This is a genomic window from Paenibacillus sp. JJ1722, assembly GCF_048282685.1.
Lineage (GTDB): Bacteria > Bacillota > Bacilli > Paenibacillales > Paenibacillaceae > Paenibacillus > Paenibacillus polymyxa_B.
Genome location: NZ_CP182500.1, coordinates 665,035 through 683,292, shown reverse-complemented (window position 1 = coordinate 683,292; position 18,258 = coordinate 665,035). Strand labels below are relative to the sequence as shown.

Here is an 18,258-nt window from a genome sequence, read left to right as displayed (position 1 = left end):
TCGCCATAACACAACATTAAGCAAAACGAGCATACCTATGTTGTGTTGAAAAAGATTCTGTTTCCGCAAGTCAGGTAACCAGAACTGATCCAGGTCGGAATCACTGAAGGTGCACCCTCGCTAACAGTTTTTTCAGAAGTACAGACGGGTCATTACCTCGCACTAAAATTGTTAATAATCCTGATTCACTGGAAAATAAAGCATTAAAGATATAAACTTCGAATAATCTTTTTTCTTGAGCCCTCTCATATGATGAAAGTAATTCAATTTGCGCCTTGGAAACCACGTTGAACCAGAATAACGAGTGCACAGCAGAACTATGGTTACGATACCAACAAAAACCGGACTTTTCACTGGTTTACTTTACGGGCTGTGACAGCTTCGCTGGTACTACCCCGACCTACAATATACGCCTCCTCAGCCAGAGAGCAAGAAGCAGCTTGTCGCCAAGCTGGAGGAAGCAAGGCGCCACATGCATGAGATTGGGGCGTCGCTGCAGAACATAGACCCAGGGCGGCTGGACGCTCTCTTACAAACTGCAGTGTTATTTGGCTAACGGGACACGATGTTGAATGTTGACCACAACAGCGGCCAGTCTAGGATTTTATTTTCGCTTCCTTATCTGCCGCTGTTGCATTTGTCGGATCAGTCGAAAAACATATTTCTCAAAAGCTGACGACCTTTGAAATGGACAATCGCGTAAAATCAGCAACTCCAGTCTACAACTTTATTTTCTTCGAACATCAATTATGATAATTTTCTCGTTTAATCTAAAAATTTTCTTATTTAATATGACACCACTTTCTTCGAACAATAAAGTTGTGTACTAGCGAGTCAACTACAATTATTTCCCCCTGTGCGGTATACAATAAAGTTGTGTGCCCGTCTTTACCTTTTCTAATATTTCTTTACGGGGTAACGTCAGGAAAATGCGGAATTACAACGTTAAGGAAATCCTCATATTAAAAGCCTGATTTTTCAATAAATGCTGGGAAATAAGACTTTTTTCGTTACTCCATTACAGCGCCCGTTTCAAGAAAAACCGTTTATGGTTTAGCTATAGGTATTAAGATTTCAAAATGAGGGTCGCTTGAGTCTGAATCATTTGCCTATTTTTCATGCTTTAAGCTGCTATTATGGAGGAGAAAATGTAACTAAGGCCTCCGGTTGCCTTAACAAATAATTTCCTCTCGTGACCAGTCTCTTGTGTGTTTCAATGTAATATCGATAAACTTTGATAGAGCGGGGGAAATCCACTTGTTTTTATGATAAACAACTTGGGCTGAGATCTGTTTAAGATCACCTTTGCAAGGAATAACCTTTAACCTTCCATCCTTGATTTCATTATTTACAGTTATTAATGGTAAACAAGCAATACCCAGCCCACTCATTACGCAACGTTTTATCGCCTCAATACTCCAAAGTTCCATCGTGTTGGAAAGTAAGATTCCTCTTTCTCGAAGATATTCTTCAAACATGGTTCGATAACTGCATTCTTTCTCATTCGTGATCAAACACTCGTTTAACTTTTGGTTTTCATAGCTTTGATCTAAAACATTCAGCGGGTTGTCATGACTTCCAACAAGGACAATAGGCTCGTCCAATAAAGAATGTACGATTAAATCTGAATCCTGAAACGTTGGCATCATAAGAAATGCAATATCTGCACTACCATTAAGTATTGCTCTCTTGTTATCTCCGCAAGTAGCGTTACTTAGAATGATGCTTACATGGGGAAACTTATTTCTATATTCTCTTAATATAGGTTCAAGTCGATAAACCGTTAAAGATTCAGGAGCAGCAATCCTTAACTCGCCTCTTATTTCATCACCATCATTTACAATGCTTTCGATTTTCCCGTAAGTATCCAAAATTTCTTGAGTATAGTGCAATAATTTCTTGCCTATATCAGTCAATCTTACCTTTCGACCCATCCGATCAAATAGAGGTGCACCCAAATGTTCTTCAAGTGCTTGAATATGAGAAGTGACCGTGGATTGAGTGTAACCTAAATGTTCTGCTGCTTGTGTAAAGCTACCAAATTGAATAACTTTTTTAAATGTAATAAAATGACGTATTTCCATCAGTTCACCAACTTTCAATTTAATCTCACTTCTATAGTATCAAAAAAATCAATGGATAACTTCTCGAATTTCAATTTTACTAACAATTAGTTCCGGGTTAATCTTAAGGAAATTTGAAAACAGAAGGATATTATGTGAAAACCATTCTGGACGTACCTTTTAATTAAGGTATTTACAACGCTAAATAGTCAGGGAGGAGAAATGACATGACGGAAGTTAAAATCAAAAAAAATCCCCTAAACTGGGATGTGTTAGTGTCAAAGCGTCAAGGTCTCAGTAGAGATTTACCAGAAGGACAAGAATTGCTGAAGTGGGTGGCAAATACGGTCACGCTTATCTATGGTGAACAAGACGCAGTCCTCATTGATACATTTCTTACTATTAAAGAAAATCAAGCATTGGTAGATTGGGTTGTCAAAAGTGGTAAAAACTTAACCACAATCTATATCACTCATGGTCATGGTGATCATTTCTTTGGTATAAAGATGCTTTTAGATCGTTTCCCTGATGCAAGAGCGATAGCAACTCCAGGTGCTGTCAAAGCCATGCAAGAACAAATATCTCTTGAATCTTTCTGGCATAAACTCTTTCCTGGTGAGATACCTGAGGATCTAGTCGTCGCTCAGGAACTTGAAGGAAGTGAGTTCGAGCTAGAAGGACAAAAACTTATCGTGGTGAATACTGGGTTTACTGATACTGGAGATACAACGTCTCTACACGTCCCATCAATTGATTTAATCGTTTCAGGGGATGCAACTTATAACGACATTCATCTTTACTTGGCTGAAACCACTAACGAAACTCGAATTGAGTGGATAGCTGTGCTCGACAAACTTGAGGTACTAAAACCACGTGCAGTGGTTGCTGGACATAAGAAACCCGAAAATGAAGATAATCCCAAAATTATCGCCGAGACACAAAATTACATCCGAGATTTTAACCGATTGAATGAAATAACGGAAACAGCACAGGAGCTCTACCATAAGATGTTAGAACTCTATCCAAATAGAGCTAATCCAGGTGCACTTTGGGGAGCAGCAAAAGCAGCGAAATCTTAATAAAAGGTATATATAATAGCATTCTTTTAATAAACACGGTTGGAGGAGTTAATAAATGATTACGGTTTACGATGATAGTTATAAAGAAGAAGTCATTAAATTAATATTGCATGTACAGAATGTCGAATATGAAGTGGGTATTAGTCTTAAAGAACAACCGGACATTCTGGACATTCATTCAAATTATATAAATGATGGCGGTAATTTTTGGATAGCGTTAAATGATAACGGAGAGGTCGTAGGTTCAATTGGTTTGCAAAAGAAAAATAAGGAGGTTGCTGTATTAAAGAAATTTTTTGTTTATAAAGACTACCGTGGTAAAGAATTTGGGACAGGAAAAAAGCTTTATGAAGCACTGCTTGATTTTGCTAAGAAACAAGGTTTTTCTAAGATAATTTTAGATACCCCATCTAAAGCCACTAGGTCACACGGTTTCTATAAAAAGGCTGGATTTAAAGAGATTGATAAAGAAGATTTGCCAATTAAATATGATTATCCTGACCGCAATTCAATTATATTTCTATTAGAACTATAACAAAAGGAAAGAAGGTCTTATTTTTATGGAATAGTTAAACGGAGGGTTTGTCTTTGAAGAATAAGATTATATTGTTTTGTTTACTAAGTACTGTATTACTCGGAGTAATGAATAGTTTCTTTTTTAATTTAGCTCTCGTACCAATTGCTAAAGACTTAAATATTTCTATATCTTTTAGCAGTTGGTTTATCTTAGGGTATTCAATTATGGTTACAGTAGGTTCAATAATATACAGTAAGCTTGCTGAAAGCATTCAATTAAAAAAACTATATCTATTTGCTTTAGTTATCTTTGTTCTTTTCTCTATCTTGGGCTTTTTTATGGATCATTTTTATTTACTTGTATTATCTAGAATGGCACAAGGAGTCGGAGGGGCAGCCTTTATTTCACTGACAATGGTTGCAATTATAGATGTACTTGATCGAGCATTATTACCGATAGGTCTTGCTTTTATAAGCTTTGCTATGGCTTTAGGATCAGGTTTAGGACCTTTACTGAGTGGTATTATTCTATCCATAACGGATTGGCACATGTTATTTTTATTTATGAGTTGTGCAATAATTTTTATACCAATTTTATATTTTACTTTTCCAGAAAATAAGGTAGAAAATAAGACTCCATTTGATTGGTTAGGGACGTTTTATTTATTATTATGTATTCTCTTTTTATTATGTGCCTTGAACATTAATTTTCTTTTTATTGTTTTTTGTAGTTTATTTTCCCTAGTATTCATTCGCCATATCAATACCGTTTCTTACCCAATTATTGATAAAAAAATATTTAATAATACAATTTTTGTTAGAATAACTAGTCTTAGTTTTTTGTTATTTTTTTTGCTAGGAGCAAATGTTTTTCTTCTCTCTTATATTTTTTCTTATACTTTTAATCCCATACAGTCTGGAATCCTATTTTTTATAAGTGCTTTAATAGGAGGGTTTGCAAGTATAGGGATTGGGAAGAATATGACTAATAAAAATGTGAAAAAATTCTATAGAATAGGATTATATATTTTTTTCATAGGTTATTTAATTAGTATTTTTAACTCAAAAATAGGCATAGTATACATTTTAACAAGTGTTTGTTGCTTCATTGCCTTTTCTGTTGTACAAGTTGCTTTAAATAATTTATTAGATTTGGAACTGAAAGAATCCAAGAAAATAAGTATTGGTGTTTATAATTTATGCAATTTTATCGGTATGAGTATTGGTGTAGCATTATTTAGTAAATTAGTTATTATATTTAATATAAATATTTGTTTTATTTTTTTATTAGCGACTGTGATTACAAAAGGATTCATGTCAAACAATATTAATACAGCAAAAGGAAACTAGTACTGAGTGAAACTGAAGGGATTTTTCAGAAAGATCGGTCATTGGCTGGTTAGTTAATCAGCTTTCCAACATACCCATTTATATTATTCCTTTGGATAGTAAAATAATATTTAACAATGGTAAGGAGATAACTGGATATGAAATATATTCGTTCAATACCTGTAGTTAGTTCCTAAGAGGGGTACGGAAACGATTCGGGGATTGAGAGGCCACATATAAAATAATCCCCAGTTATTATACCCCTTTTTCCTCTATTTCCTTTAAAACGCTGCCTGACTAACCCCTGTAATAGTACAAATTTCCTTTACAGTTTTATCTGTTGTTTTTCGTAATTCAATTGCATGGTTCATTCCTGGGTGTTTATCTGTATTTTTTTTACCCTTCCTCGATATTTTCCCTTTTGCTTAGCCAATTTTATCCCCGAACGTTGCTTTTCTTTAATCATTTCTCGATCTAGCTCACTGAATACTGCCATAACAGTTAAAAAGAATTTACCAGTAGGTGTTCTTGTATCAATTCCTAAGTTTTAGATAATAAAATGTATGTTTCTTTCACGAAGTTGTTCAACCAGCTGCAACAACTGTCAGTATTTCGATCAAGACCTTCCATTCTAGTCACAACTAAGGTATCATCGGCAGCTATCTTGGAAAGAAGTTCACCCAATTGATGCTTCTGTTTAGAAACACCACTAATTTTCTCCTTTTACAATTTCGTTCACTCCAAATTATTAATCATCACCATTTAAAGTAGAAATGCCTTGATCCATCGGTACTTCTGATGAGTCAAGGCCCCCACTCTGTCCAAAACATATATTAAATAAAATTTCATTTATTAATTACATTTCTCACTAATTATGAAAAAAATTCTCATTAATTATGACACCACACATCACACATCGACAACAGCTTCTTAAATCTTGTAAGCCTTCATAGCTTTTCTTAACTCTTTGAATGAAGGACGTTTACCATACATTAAGACACCCGTACGGTAGATCTTGGCAGCCAGCCAACCGAACAACAAAATGGAGGCGACCAGAATACCAAGGGACAGCCAGATTTCCAGCAGGCTCGCCCGCTCCAGACCAATCCGCAGCAGCATGACAGTCGGCGAGAAAAATGGGATGTACCCGGCCACCTTAACGAAAATCGTATCAGGTGCGGCGATATTGAAGATACCGATATAAAAGGCTGCTAGTGACAGCACGGTAATCGGCATGATCGCCTGTCCCAACTCCTCGGTACGGCTAACGATGGAGCCCACCGCAGCGAACAATACTGCGTACAGAAAGTAGCCGAGGATGTAGAATACCAGACCATAACCCAACACCGCGATATTCAGTTGCGACAGATCCAGCCCGGCTGAGCTAAGAATGACATTATTATGCGGCAGCATAAGGTTGGCACATACAACGGCTGCAAAAACAGCAATTTGCAGTAGACCGACCAGGAAGATGCCGATAATTTTTCCGAACATCTGGGTCAACGGCGATACGCTTGTGATGAGAATCTCCATGATACGTGAGCTTTTTTCCGATGTCACCTCTGCAGCAATCATATTCCCCGTCATCATGGAGGAGGTGAAGAATAAAATCATCAGTACATAGACCAAACCATAGTTAATCATAGAGGTCTCTTTTTCCTCTGTCCCCACAGCTCCTCCTGCCTCAGATGGACCGTCTACTTCCCTGCTATCCACCATTACAGGTGTGCTAATTTCACGAATTTGATCGCTGGTCAATGCATTGCCGCCCATAATGGCTTTGACCTTAGCTTCCTGAAGTCCCGTCTGCAACAATGTAATTACAGCAGGAGATGGCTCTTTTTCTACAGAGACGTACTCCACTTTAGGAAACGTGTCCCCCTTAGTGGCAGGCTCCGTGAACTGCACGTAACCTTGCAGCTCCCCGTTTTTCAAGGCTTGCTGCATGGCCAGCGTTTGTACGTTGTCATAACGCACCCAGATGGCTGCCGGGTTGGATTGCTTCTTTGTAAATTGCTCCAGCTGATTCGCCACTTCTATCCGGCTCCCAGCAATCAGTCCCAAGCGATGATGCTCGGCTGCCGTTGTGCCCGAACCTCCTGCCCCATCTCCTTTAAACAAAGAAATCATATACGGCAGATTCATACCAATTGTAATGAGCAAGGCCAGTACCAGCGTTGTAATGATAAAAGATTTGGTTCTCGCCTTCTGACGAAACGTAAAACCGATCACCGTACCCAGTCTATTCATGGGAATCACCCACCTCTCTTATGAAAATCTCGTTCAGCGTAGGTTCCTTGATCTCAAAATGCTCCACATCCGTTTGCTCCAACGCCGTTTGTAAAATCAACTTCGCCGCATCCGGCTGCTCAATATGCAGCATCCAGCCGCGATCCATAGGCTCTGCACGGCGCACGCCGGGCAGCTGCTCCAGTCCGTTCACTTCACCTGTAGTAATGAGACGAACTTTTTCACGTGGGTAACGGCCCTTAATCTCCTGCACACTTCCCTGCACAACTGTATTTGAGCGATGCAAAATCGTAATATGGCGGCATAGTTCCTCCACATGCTCCATGCGGTGGGTCGAGAATAAAATCGCAGCCCCATCATCCCGCAGCTCTTTCACCGTATCCTTAAGCAATTCAACGTTCACCGGATCAAGCCCACTGAAGGCCTCATCCAAAATAAGCAGCGTCGGGCGATGCACTACAGCAGCAATAAAACCCATTTTCTGCTGATTCCCCTTGGATAGCTCCTCAATCCGCTTGTCGTAATATTCCGGCACCCCAAAGCGCTCCAGCCAGTAGCGTAGACTTTTGTCCGCCTCCTTGGCCGACATGCCGCGCAGCCTGCCCAAATAGTTAATTTGCTCGCTCACCTTCACCTTGGGGTACAACCCTCGCTCCTCAGGCAAATAACCCATCGTCCGTTGGAGCTCCTTGCTGTAGGGCTTGCCCTCATATTGAATGTTTCCTCCATCAGGGTAAATCAGGCCGAGCACCATGCGCATCGTTGTCGTTTTGCCTGCTCCATTGCCTCCCAGTAGTCCGTAAATCTCCCCGCCGTTCACATTCAGCGAAATTCCGTTCACCGCCGTGTGGTTCCCATATTGCTTCACGACCTCTTTCAATTGCAGCATGCTCATGATTACTCCGCTCCTTTTTTCTGCGTATATATCTCCACATCTTCTGATAGTTGTCCCGCAGACCAATGTACTAAAATATCATCCAGTTCCAAACGCCGCACACGGATGGGGCGAATGCCCGCTTGTTCCAATATGGCGCTGGTCTCTTCGGCTGCCAACGTTACAATTCGTTGCAATCCGCCTTCGCTCTCCGTCTCTACCACTCCCGGAAGCTCCGATGCCTCCTCTGGCGTGCCTTCAAACCACATTTCCTTGCTATTTTCGAGCAAATGGTCTTTTTCCAGCTTGCCGAGCAGCCTGCCATCATGCATCAGAACAATATAATCCGCCAAACGCTTAATCTCGTCTATAATATGAGTAGCAATAATGACCGTCGTTTTGCCGTTCTCCATACAATCCCGCAGTTCTTCCAGCATGATTTTCCAGGCAAAAGGGTCTAAACCCGACGAAGGCTCATCCAGCAGCAACAAACGGGGGTGAGGCGCCAAGGCTGCAGCCAGCTCAAACTTACGGCGCTCTCCCTTGGACATACGCGATAATTTCGTATGCTGAGGAACCTGAAATCGTTCCATCAGACGCTGAAAACGTGTTTCATCCCAGCCGGGATACCACAAGGCTCGAAAAGCCGCTGCTGCTTCTGCTGTGAGTCGATCTTCCTCACGGGTTGGCTGCTCTGACACATACCCAACCCATTGTCGTGTATCTGCCGGCATGCCGTCTGGATACGCTTGACCGAACCAACGGATTTCACCGGAATCCGGGTGGATAAGCTGAGTCAGCAGGTGAATCAATGTACTTTTGCCCGATCCGTTATGTCCAGCCAAAGCGACTACATATCCCGGTTCAATGGTTAGATTAATCGGTCCAATTTCCCGGTTACCCCGGGTTTTATAGACCTCGCTCATCTCAATAATGGGTGTTTTTATCTGTATCCCCATAGGAACTTCCACATGATGATTTACATCGTTCTTCACGGGCCTCACTCCTTCACTTGGACTTCATACCTTCTCTTCACCATTTCTGCGAAAAGCTCCCACAATTCCTGTTCTGTCATCTGCACAGCGATGCCTGTGTCAATCGCCGTTTCCAACGCCTCAGTCACTGCTTTAAGGCGGTAACCTGAGCGCTTATCGTCCTCGACCATAGCTACGAAGGTGCCCGTCCCCTGCCGGGTACGAAGCAAGCCCTCGTTCTCCAAATCCTGATAGACCCGCCGGACGGTGATGACGCTGCAGCGGAGCGTCCCTGCAAACTCCCGAATGGAGGGAAGCAGCGTTCCCGCTGCAATCTGTCCGGTTACGATGAGTGAACGAAGTTGCTTTTCAATCTGCGCATACAGCGGTTCCGCGCTATTCTCATCAATTTGCACTGGTATATTCACCTGCTTCTCCCCCCTTTTTATCTATCTTTGTACACATACCGCTAAGTTAAGTCCCGTTTCATAAGCCTACGCTGTGTCACCCTATAGGACACGCACATACCCAGAACTCCTGCCAGCAGCGCTCCCCACATTACCGGAGACAACAGCTGCCATTCCTTGCTATAAAATGCCGTTATCGATACCAGATTGGCCCCACATACTCGAACTATAATCGTAACTATCCCACAAATAAGCATGATGACAATGGATATCCAAAAGTAGGATTTTCCTTTTTTAAGAAATTCTAAATGAATATAAATGGCTTGAATCAGCATTCCGTAGCCTATCCAGGTAAGTGCAAACGATACAAAGAAACCTGTACTGGCATATACCCGAAACGTAGCTGACAACGTAAAAAAGAGAGTGAAAAATATTACACTATTCATAACAAACGCCAAAAGCGCCTGTTGAATTCGACTCATAATCACCGCATTCATCGGTATAGGCAAGGTGCGGAAAAAGGCTAGCATATGCGTATAGGAATCTTCCTGAAGATATTTAAATGCACGACGGTTATAAATGAATCCGAGAAACGGAATCAGCACCAGCATGATAAAATCGGCTACTGGACTCAAGTTTCCACGCTCATCCCAATGCACACTTACAGCAAAACTCATGGTAAATCCCAAATACGCAATAAACAGCAATGTCCACAGCATGACATATGGATTGTTGCGAAAATCGTGCCGGGTAATCTTCCATGCCTGCTTGATGATTGTCATTTTCTTATCCTGATCCCTTCTGCACTGCCTGTAATGACGACCTCATTCTCTCTTCATACGAAGTTGTTATTACAGTAATCAGTGTTATTACTGTATATATCCTTATACACAGTATATAAACCATGAATTACAACTGTCAACACCTGAATGCAAATTGTGCGTACAATCACAAAAGCTCGTCATGACCTATGCTACTCTGTAAATGATAAACGTTCTCAATCAAGGGGATGAATAAATGGATAAGATACTGCACTGGGATGAGCCGATATTTAACCTTGTTAACCGTCACCCCGAAGTGAAGGACATTATGGTAGAGCTGGGTTTTCACGATATCGCCAAGCCTGGCATGTTACAAACCGCAGGTCGTTTTATGACACTGTCCAAAGGTATTGCATTAAAAAAAGTAGCTATGGAAACCGTGGAACGCACGTTTTTGCAACATGGTTTTACCATTCAAAAATAAAGGAGCTAACGATCATGAGCGAGCTAATTAACAACCGTGAACATACAGCACAGGAATTAACGGAACGCCAACAAACGCTAAAGGAAATTATAAAAGAATTACATGCCGGGAAAAGCGTGGAGGAAGTCAAAGCGCGTTTCGCAGAGGCTGTTGGCGGAGTAAGCGTAGCCGAAATTTCGGCTATGGAGCATGCATTGATGACTGAGGAAGGAATTCCCGTATCGGAAGTGCAGCGTCTTTGTTCCGTGCATACATCGATATTCAAGGGTTCCATTGAGGATATCCACCGTCCTTCAGGACCAGAAGAACAACCGGGACATCCCGTTCATACCTTCAAGCTGGAAAATCGGGAGATCGAACAATTGGTCAACTTCAAGTTGTCATTGCACGCAGACCAATTTCAAAAGGACGACAGCCCCAAAATCATCTACAAGCTACTGGAAGATTTAAGTCTGCTGCTCGATCTCGACAAGCACTATAGCCGCAAAGAAAATCTGGTCTTTCCTTATCTAGAACGCTATGGGATTTTTGGTCCAACTAAAGTTATGTGGGGTGTGGACGACAGCATTCGTGCTGCGATTAAGGAGGCAAAGAGTCTGCTCACCGAATATAACGGAGATCGTGAACAGATTGGGAAGGCACTTGCCCATATCATGAGCGAAGTGAATGAAATGATATTCAAGGAAGAGAATATTTTGCTGCCGATGGCACTCAGTAAGCTGACAGAGGATGAGTGGCTGAAAATAGCCCGGGAAAGCGAGGAAATCGGGTTCTGCCTGACCGCTCCCGAACGTGAATGGATACCCGAACGGGCAGAGGAACCTGCAGAAGCCCTTGAGCAAACGGAAGGCACATCCGGAACACCGCAAGGCTTCGTGAGATTCGAGACGGGGATTATATCCGTACAACAATTGGAATTGCTGTTGAATCATCTACCCGTTGACCTGACTTTTATCGATGAAAATGATGTTGTTCGCTATTTTTCCCATGGTAAGGAACGAATCTTCGCGCGCACGAAAGCCGTCATTGGTCGTACCGTACAGAATTGCCATCCGCCCCAAAGCGTGCATGTCGTTGAGAAGCTACTGGAAGATTTTAAAGCAGGCCGCAAGGATGTTGAAGATTTTTGGATTCCAATCAAGGACAAATTTGTCTACATCCGTTATTTTGCCATCCGTGATGCTGAGGGCCACTATCTGGGAACGTTGGAATTTACGCAAAATATTGCACCAATTCGTGCCTTGGAAGGACAAAAGCGTATTCTATCCGAATAGTATCCAACCGTAAGCCACCATGTTCAGGTTTTTGCCACCCAAACTTATAATATGTTGTTCTACTATAAGTTTGGCCCCCAGCTTTTCATAAAAAGTACATGCTGGATTATCTGCTAGCACCCATACGATTACAGAGTGAATATCCATACTATTAAAATGTTGAAGCAGACGTAAAAATAGTCTCTTTCCCAAGCCTAAACTATGGTATTCACTCAAAACGTAAATAGCCGTTATTTCTCCCCCATACGGGGGATATTCACCTGACTTTTCCGGACCCCCACTCACAAATCCGATGATTTCCCCCTTCTCATTTTCAGCAACGTATACCCGATGGCCGTCTTCACTGGATAGATTCGCATTCCACAGTTCTGTTCTTTGCTCATAGGAAAGCTGTTCCAGAACCTGGGCAGGCATTATATCTTTGTACGTCGTCCTCCAGCAATCTACGTGCACCTTGGCGATGCCCTCGGCATCTGATATCGTTGCTTCCCTGATGTTCATGTGAGTTCCACTCCTAGTTTCCAATATTATGCACTCTATTATATCGACGATCCAAATCTTGATCTATAATAGGAATATTCATTGTTTAGTGAAGTTGGATAGGATAACCGTTCACTACACTACTCGTTTACTGGGGGATTCGACTTGAATAAAATTGTTTCATTTTATGTGCCGCTTGGCATTTCGTCATTAATTGCTGCACTAACGCATGTCATCGTCAATGCCGTGCTTGCTCGTTCGGAACATCCTTCGTTTACATTAAGCAGCTATGCGGTCGCCGTCAGCCTGTGCCTACTGTTGGAAACTCCGTTAACCGCTGTACGGCAAATGACCACGAAATTCGGTTATGATCGCAAGTCCGTTCATTCTATCGGTATTTTATGTACGTTCGTCGCTGTGGCTGTATTGATCATAGGCTGGAGCATCGGGTTGACGCCCGTAGGCAATCTGGTCTTTCAATATGTATTTGGTGTGTCCCCAGTATTGATCGAACCCACCAAGAACGTATTTCAGGTTCTTACTTTACTATACATATTGGTAGCTGTCCGTAACATATATCAGGGACTTATTATTAACAAGCACCGAACGGCATGGATGACATTCAGCTCGTCCATACGTATTATCGTGATGCTAATTGCTTCCTGGTTTTTGATCCGTGCTGGCTGGACGAATGACGGACGAGTCGGTGCCGCCATTTTTATTGCAGGTATTCTCATAGAGCTGGTCGTTACTTTTTTAGAAGGCCGGGTTCTCAAAAGAAAGCTGCCTCCTGACAACGCGGAGCAAACCATCCATCATGCGAAGCATCTCCTACCTTTTTATCTTCCTTTGCTATATTCGGCGCTGGTGCTGGTTATCCTGAATCCTTCCATCCAAGCTGCGCTGAACAATACAACTGATCCACTTTTGGCCGTGGCATCCTTTTCTGTAGCACTGCAAATCCTAAATCTATTGGTCTGGTTTTGCAGCTCTTTGCATCAAATTGTGATTCAATTTTATACGTCCAAGCGCAGGGAAGTGCTGATATTTTTGAGCTTTTTGTCTATCCTGTCGCCGCTGCTACTACTGTTACTTTCCTTCGGATTTGCTGGCGATCCTGTGTTACGGAATGTATTGGGATTGGAAGGAAAATTGTTGCTAGAAACCAGAGGATTGCTTCGCATACTGGCTGTCTATGTCGCATTTTATCCTTGGGTGGAATATTTTATTGGGCGTTCGATATTGATCGGCAATACCAAACCTATCTTTATCGGCAGGCTGTTTTCTGTAAGCTTTGCGATTCTCGCGCTTATTCTGTGTATCTGCTTTTTTTCAGGACTGGACGGCAAAGTGGCGGGAATTGTGATGGCTGTTTCCTCCCCTGTCGAGCTGGGTATTTATCTGTTGCTTTACCGAAAAATCTCTACAACCACGATGAATGTGTCATCCTGAAAAAACTTACCTAGAGAGCCTTATGCAAACGCCCCGCACATTGACTCCCTATGGCACAACTCTCTTTTATGAGGTCAAAATATAAGGGCCGTTCTTTGTAATCGCAATCGTGTGCTCGTATTGAGCCCCCCAACTGCCATCTGCTGTGCTGATGGTCCAGCCATCGTCCCCCCAGAGCACGGCCCCCTCGGTTCCGAGGGTAAATACCGGCTCAATGGTAATCACCATCCCTTCGCGCAGTGGTAATCCCGTTTTGGGACGACCGTAGTGCAGAACCTCTGGCGGCTCATGCATTTGGCGGCCAATGCCATGCCCGATCAGAGGCTTGACGTTGCCGAACCGCCGCCAGCCTGCTGTTTTTTCCACAGCATGCCCGATATCCCCCAACGTCCTCCCCGGGCGGGCAACCTCGATACCCCGTACCAATGCCTTATGGGTCTGCCGCAACAGTCGTGCTACCGGGCGGCTAATGTTACCTACCGCATAAGTCCATCCTCGGTCAGCCAGCCAACCATCTTTGTTAACCACAATGTCGATGGTCACAATATCCCCATCATGAAGCACCCGCTCCGAGGGAAAACCGTGACATACCACCTCGTTGACCGAAGCACAGGTGGCATAAGGGAAACCTTTATAGCCCTTTTGTTCAGGCGTGGCTCCACGCTTGCTTAAAAACTGCTCCACCCAAGCATCGATTTCAAGCGTTGTAATTCCCGGAAGAATACGACTTTCCAGCGCACGATGGCAATCTGCCAAAATACGTCCGGCCTCCCTCATGTAGCCGATTTCCTCCGGTGTTCGTATCGCTATCTCTATTGGAATCCGCCTCCTTTGAGCATACAAATTCACTAAACCTATCCCATTGTATGCACGGCGGACACAAAAAAACCGTCTCCTCTGTGGATAGACGGTTTATAAAAGTCGTATTTCTAGTTTTTCGGGTAATCGAACCCTTTAAGATACTGAAGAATTTATGCGACCGAGTTCGTTTTCCACCACCATGGTCAACTCTTCCTCATACCCTCCTGTAATCCGGTATTTTCGCACATATTCCTTTACAAATTTTTTGGGATCCTTAGGCCGGAAAATTCGAGTCATTTCCCGCAGACTTTCCTTAACTTCATTGTGACCTTTCGTTGCCATGTAACTCCCTCCCAAAACGTTGAAAATAAGTGCTCCGTTGAAGAGAATGCCGAAAAGTATTGATGTCCTTATGCAGTGAAGTAGTATGTCTAATTGCAGCTTAGGTCGGGAACACCTTATACAAGGCATGTACCTGACACTATTATTAACCGATTTTCTTTTGGCTGAATCACTACCCCATTATAACATATTCAGATACAGCTTTCAGCTTTCCAGTAAATTTACATTGATTTTACCTATCTTTTACGCATCATGTCATTTGGGGTACTCAATCAGCTGTTGCACAGGAGGGTATACCTTATTTATCGGTTTTTGGAGTGTATGTGTTTGGGGTAAAATAAATAAACATAACAAGGAGGGAAAAGGATGAGCCGCTATGCTCCGCTGTTCACTGCACCTGTTGCCCGTATGTCTGCCCTGAACATAGGAACTTGTGAAGAGGAGGGCATCAGCGTCTCCCTTCTTGATCAGGCAGACCGTGAAATCCAAGCCAAGTTTCCTAAAATGCACAGTTTCCTGCTGCTGCGCCACGGCAAACTGATCTGGGAACGCTATTATAACGGGCATGAAGTAAGCTCTCTGAACGATTTGCGATCCGCGACCAAAAGCTTCACTTCCACGCTCATCGGCATAGCTATGGCTCGCGGTGATATGCCCGGGCCAGAGACGGCTGTGCATAAGCTGTTGTCTGAGTATTTACCTAGGCGGAAGGAAACACTGCTAGAGCAGATTACGATTCGCCATCTGTTGACCATGACATCCGGCTTGTATTGGCAGACGGGCAAAAAGCTCGGAGAAGCTTTTATCCACCGTTTTCATCGCAGCAAAAGCTGGCCGTCCTTTGCCCTACGTTTACCTGTGCAGGAGGATCAACTCGGTGTATTCCAATATCGTAGTGTTGATTCGCACCTGTTGTCCGTGCTGCTGACCCAATGCTGTGGGATTGACGCCTATACGTACGCTCTCCAGCATCTGTTCGAACCCTTAGGTTTTGGAAGAAGTGGTTGGGCACAAGATCCAGAGGGCTACACCATGGGACACATCGGGCTATATCTGACATCGCGTGACATGGCTAAATTCGGCGATTGCTGCCTTCATCAAGGCAGCTGGAACGGAAAAGAATTGATTCCGGCCGATTGGCTGCATCAGGCGACACAGCGACAGGTTGAAGGCTATCCAGAATTCGGAGATTACGGATTCCAATGGTGGACAGGACGACTCCACGGCATCAACTACGCGTGTGCGCACGGACATGGAGGACAGCAAATTTATCTTGTGCCAGAAGCGAACGCAGTCGTGGTATTTACAGCAGACAGCAAGGTGAGCCGTTGGAAAAATCCGCGAACACTGCTGGAGCGCTACGTTTTGCCAGCCGTATCCTCGCGCAACTTAGAACGTTCCTGATATGAGCTTCATGTGCTTATTGAATATAGGGGGCTAAACAATCATGGAAGTCTCAGCACCAAAAATTCTAATATTATACGCCAGTTACGGGGAAGGCCATGTGCAGGCCGCTCGGGCAATTATGGACAGTTTGCGAAGACTCGGACGCTGCGAGGTACAACTTCTCGACCTGATGGCTGAATCTCATCCCTGGTTGAACGGTCTGACCAAATTTGTATATATGCAAAGCTTCAAAACCATTCCTCAGCTTTACGGCTGGGTCTATAACATCACGCGCGGTATGCAGGCTAAATCGGCCTTCGGCCATGTGTTGCATTCATTCGGAATGCGTCAACTTACGCTCACTCTGAAAAAGGAGTTGCCGGATCTCGTGATACATACGTTCCCGCAGCTCGCGCTCCCGGCGTTACGCCGCAAAATGGGAATGAGTCTGCCTATTGTCAACGTGGTTACAGATTTCGATCTGCATGGGCGCTGGCTGCATCCCGATATTGACCGCTACTATGTAGCCACTGAGGATATCCAGCAGGAAGCCGCCCAGCGGGGAATACCTATTGAACGCATTATCGCTACGGGTATTCCGATTCACGCTTCTTTTTATAACATGTCTGCCGACGAAATTCCTGTTCAGGAACAGGTAATTCCATCACTACAGTCTGAGACTACTACGCTACTCATTATGGCTGGCGCCTATGGTGTGCTATCCGGCATACTGGATATCTGTCGGCAATTAAGCCAGCTTCCTCAGTTGCGGCTACTGATCGTCTGCGGACGTAACCAGCAACTGAAAGCAGAAGTGGATGCGCTGTATGCAGACCACCCAAACATTTACACCTATGGATTCGTGGACTTTGTCCCAGCACTTATGCGTGCGAGCAATCTGGTGATTACGAAGCCCGGCGGCATCACACTCTCGGAAAGCATTGCATCCGGTTTACCTATTCTTGTGTTCAAGCCCGTACCCGGTCAGGAGCTAAATAATGCTCTGTATTTGCAGCAAAAAGGAGCTGCCCGTATTGCTCGCACTACGGAGGAGCTGATTCAGCATTGTCTCGACCTGATTTCCACCCCCTCTCTTGCCGAAGAGATGATGCAGGCGATTGAGCTGCTTCGTAAACCTCATCCCGCAGACCAGATTGCCGAGGATATTTTGCATCAGCTTGTGGATAAAAGACCTTCCGTCCGGACAAATTAACGAAGAATAAAGTCAGACGGAGGGGATACCTATGGAACACAAAGGGAAGGATTTGCTCCCACTAACAGGAGAAAAGGTAGAAGTGGATGGTGTTTATATTGATGAGGATGGACATGAGCAGCATTTGCACAGAGGTCAGCATTTTCCCGCTGATGTTGTTCTGGGTACTTCCGAGTGGAAAATGACCGAATACGCCTTTGATAATCATCATGAAGGACGTACTGATGAACGACTTATCCCCAAAGAGGACGATGAGGATAAAAAGGGTAAAATCACACATCCACGCCGTCGTTTACAACGCGGAGATCGCTAAATAAGACAACTTATCCACGGTTAATACCAATCTGTTGATATTTTGTGGACAATCTGTGTGCAAAATGAGCTTAATCGCTATATTGTCTACAGTTTGTGCACAATTTGTGCATAACCAATGCTTATTTTGTGGACAAGTAGTGGCGTATAGTGGATAAAATGCGTACAACATGTGCAAAACCTGTGTATAACCCTGTGAATGACTGAGCGAATCCTTTTCGTTCAGTCTTTTTCGTGTTTTTATACACATTCCCTGATTGA

General features: G+C 43.4%; 18 protein-coding genes and 1 pseudogene. 9 read left to right on the top strand and 10 right to left on the bottom strand.

Going from position 1 to position 18,258, the window contains the following annotated elements:
• Positions 1 to 1,172: 1,172 nt before the first annotated feature.
• Complete coding sequence (locus ACM1ND_RS03200; protein WP_231517152.1) at positions 1,173 to 2,102, bottom strand: LysR family transcriptional regulator; 930 nt, start codon at positions 2,100 to 2,102, stop codon at positions 1,173 to 1,175.
• A 188-nt stretch (positions 2,103 to 2,290) separates the two neighbouring features.
• On the opposite strand from ACM1ND_RS03200, the gene ACM1ND_RS03195 reads away from it, so the two are divergent.
• From ACM1ND_RS03195 to ACM1ND_RS03185, 3 genes are read left to right on the top strand one after another with little or no spacing between them, the layout of a single operon-like run.
• Positions 2,291 to 3,142 (top strand): MBL fold metallo-hydrolase, encoded by an 852-nt coding sequence (locus ACM1ND_RS03195; protein ID WP_028541113.1) that lies wholly within the window; start codon positions 2,291 to 2,293, stop codon positions 3,140 to 3,142.
• 55 nt (positions 3,143 to 3,197) lie between these two features.
• On the top strand, positions 3,198 to 3,677 hold the full coding sequence (locus tag ACM1ND_RS03190) for a GNAT family N-acetyltransferase (protein ID WP_028541114.1): 480 nt from the start codon (positions 3,198 to 3,200) through the stop codon (positions 3,675 to 3,677).
• Positions 3,678 to 3,730: 53 nt separating this feature from the next.
• Positions 3,731 to 5,008 carry an MFS transporter gene (locus tag ACM1ND_RS03185; protein ID WP_028541115.1) on the top strand — a complete coding sequence of 426 codons (1,278 nt, stop codon included), beginning with the start codon at positions 3,731 to 3,733 and terminating at the stop codon, positions 5,006 to 5,008.
• Positions 5,009 to 5,268: 260 nt separating this feature from the next.
• On the opposite strand, the pseudogene ACM1ND_RS03180 reads toward ACM1ND_RS03185, so the two are convergent.
• The 6 genes and pseudogenes from ACM1ND_RS03180 to ACM1ND_RS03155 form a co-directional block, all read right to left on the bottom strand.
• Positions 5,269 to 5,732, bottom strand: a pseudogene (locus ACM1ND_RS03180) (recombinase family protein); the annotation flags it as partial.
• A 185-nt stretch (positions 5,733 to 5,917) separates the two neighbouring features.
• Positions 5,918 to 7,237 (bottom strand): ABC transporter permease, encoded by a 1,320-nt coding sequence (locus ACM1ND_RS03175; RefSeq protein ID WP_264454227.1) that lies wholly within the window; start codon positions 7,235 to 7,237, stop codon positions 5,918 to 5,920.
• Positions 7,230 to 8,132 (bottom strand): ABC transporter ATP-binding protein, encoded by a 903-nt coding sequence (locus ACM1ND_RS03170; RefSeq protein WP_023986841.1) that lies wholly within the window; start codon positions 8,130 to 8,132, stop codon positions 7,230 to 7,232. Before ACM1ND_RS03170 ends, ACM1ND_RS03175 begins: the two co-directional genes overlap by 8 nt.
• Positions 8,133 to 8,134: 2 nt before the next feature.
• A complete protein-coding gene (locus ACM1ND_RS03165) occupies positions 8,135 to 9,070 on the bottom strand; it encodes an ATP-binding cassette domain-containing protein (protein WP_418027976.1) in 936 nt (311 codons plus the stop codon).
• A 41-nt stretch (positions 9,071 to 9,111) separates the two neighbouring features.
• Positions 9,112 to 9,513 carry a GntR family transcriptional regulator gene (locus ACM1ND_RS03160; RefSeq protein ID WP_068941270.1) on the bottom strand — a complete coding sequence of 134 codons (402 nt, stop codon included), beginning with the start codon at positions 9,511 to 9,513 and terminating at the stop codon, positions 9,112 to 9,114.
• A gap of 41 nt (positions 9,514 to 9,554) precedes the next feature.
• Positions 9,555 to 10,274, bottom strand: coding sequence for a hypothetical protein (locus tag ACM1ND_RS03155; protein ID WP_053324551.1), 720 nt, complete (start codon positions 10,272 to 10,274; stop codon positions 9,555 to 9,557).
• Positions 10,275 to 10,509: 235 nt separating this feature from the next.
• Here ACM1ND_RS03155 and ACM1ND_RS03150 point away from each other — a divergent pair, with 235 nt between their 5' ends.
• The gene (locus ACM1ND_RS03150) at positions 10,510 to 10,737 is read left to right on the top strand and encodes a DUF1858 domain-containing protein (RefSeq protein WP_025719881.1); all 228 of its coding nucleotides are present in this window, start codon (positions 10,510 to 10,512) and stop codon (positions 10,735 to 10,737) included.
• A gap of 14 nt (positions 10,738 to 10,751) precedes the next feature.
• Positions 10,752 to 12,011: a DUF438 domain-containing protein gene (locus ACM1ND_RS03145; RefSeq protein WP_028541119.1), complete on the top strand. Its 1,260-nt coding sequence runs from the start codon at positions 10,752 to 10,754 to the stop codon at positions 12,009 to 12,011.
• On the opposite strand, the gene ACM1ND_RS03140 is transcribed toward ACM1ND_RS03145, so the two are convergent.
• On the bottom strand, positions 12,000 to 12,512 hold the full coding sequence (locus tag ACM1ND_RS03140) for a GNAT family N-acetyltransferase (protein ID WP_028541120.1): 513 nt from the start codon (positions 12,510 to 12,512) through the stop codon (positions 12,000 to 12,002). The genes ACM1ND_RS03145 and ACM1ND_RS03140 overlap by 12 nt on opposite strands.
• 144 nt (positions 12,513 to 12,656) lie before the next feature.
• Between ACM1ND_RS03140 and ACM1ND_RS03135 the strand changes: the two genes are divergently transcribed.
• Entirely contained in the window at positions 12,657 to 13,943 is a 1,287-nt protein-coding gene (locus tag ACM1ND_RS03135; protein WP_023986834.1) for a hypothetical protein, read from the top strand.
• Positions 13,944 to 14,009: 66 nt separating this feature from the next.
• On the opposite strand, the gene map is transcribed toward ACM1ND_RS03135, so the two are convergent.
• Together map and ACM1ND_RS03125 are read right to left on the bottom strand one after the other, a co-directional pair.
• On the bottom strand, positions 14,010 to 14,792 hold the full coding sequence (gene map / locus ACM1ND_RS03130) for a type I methionyl aminopeptidase (RefSeq protein WP_080751590.1): 783 nt from the start codon (positions 14,790 to 14,792) through the stop codon (positions 14,010 to 14,012).
• 105 nt (positions 14,793 to 14,897) lie between these two features.
• Positions 14,898 to 15,086 (bottom strand): hypothetical protein, encoded by a 189-nt coding sequence (locus tag ACM1ND_RS03125; protein ID WP_007428354.1) that lies wholly within the window; start codon positions 15,084 to 15,086, stop codon positions 14,898 to 14,900.
• A 366-nt stretch (positions 15,087 to 15,452) separates the two neighbouring features.
• Here ACM1ND_RS03125 and ACM1ND_RS03120 point away from each other — a divergent pair, with 366 nt between their 5' ends.
• Genes ACM1ND_RS03120 through ACM1ND_RS03110 form a run of 3 tightly spaced genes read left to right on the top strand, consistent with a single transcriptional unit; the run spans position 15,453 to position 17,998 of the window.
• Positions 15,453 to 16,490 (top strand): serine hydrolase domain-containing protein, encoded by a 1,038-nt coding sequence (locus ACM1ND_RS03120; protein ID WP_069079838.1) that lies wholly within the window; start codon positions 15,453 to 15,455, stop codon positions 16,488 to 16,490.
• A 43-nt stretch (positions 16,491 to 16,533) separates the two neighbouring features.
• Complete coding sequence (locus ACM1ND_RS03115; protein ID WP_028541123.1) at positions 16,534 to 17,685, top strand: MGDG synthase family glycosyltransferase; 1,152 nt, start codon at positions 16,534 to 16,536, stop codon at positions 17,683 to 17,685.
• Between the two features lie 31 nt (positions 17,686 to 17,716).
• The gene (locus ACM1ND_RS03110) at positions 17,717 to 17,998 is read left to right on the top strand and encodes a hypothetical protein (protein ID WP_023986830.1); all 282 of its coding nucleotides are present in this window, start codon (positions 17,717 to 17,719) and stop codon (positions 17,996 to 17,998) included.
• Positions 17,999 to 18,258: the final 260 nt, after the last annotated feature.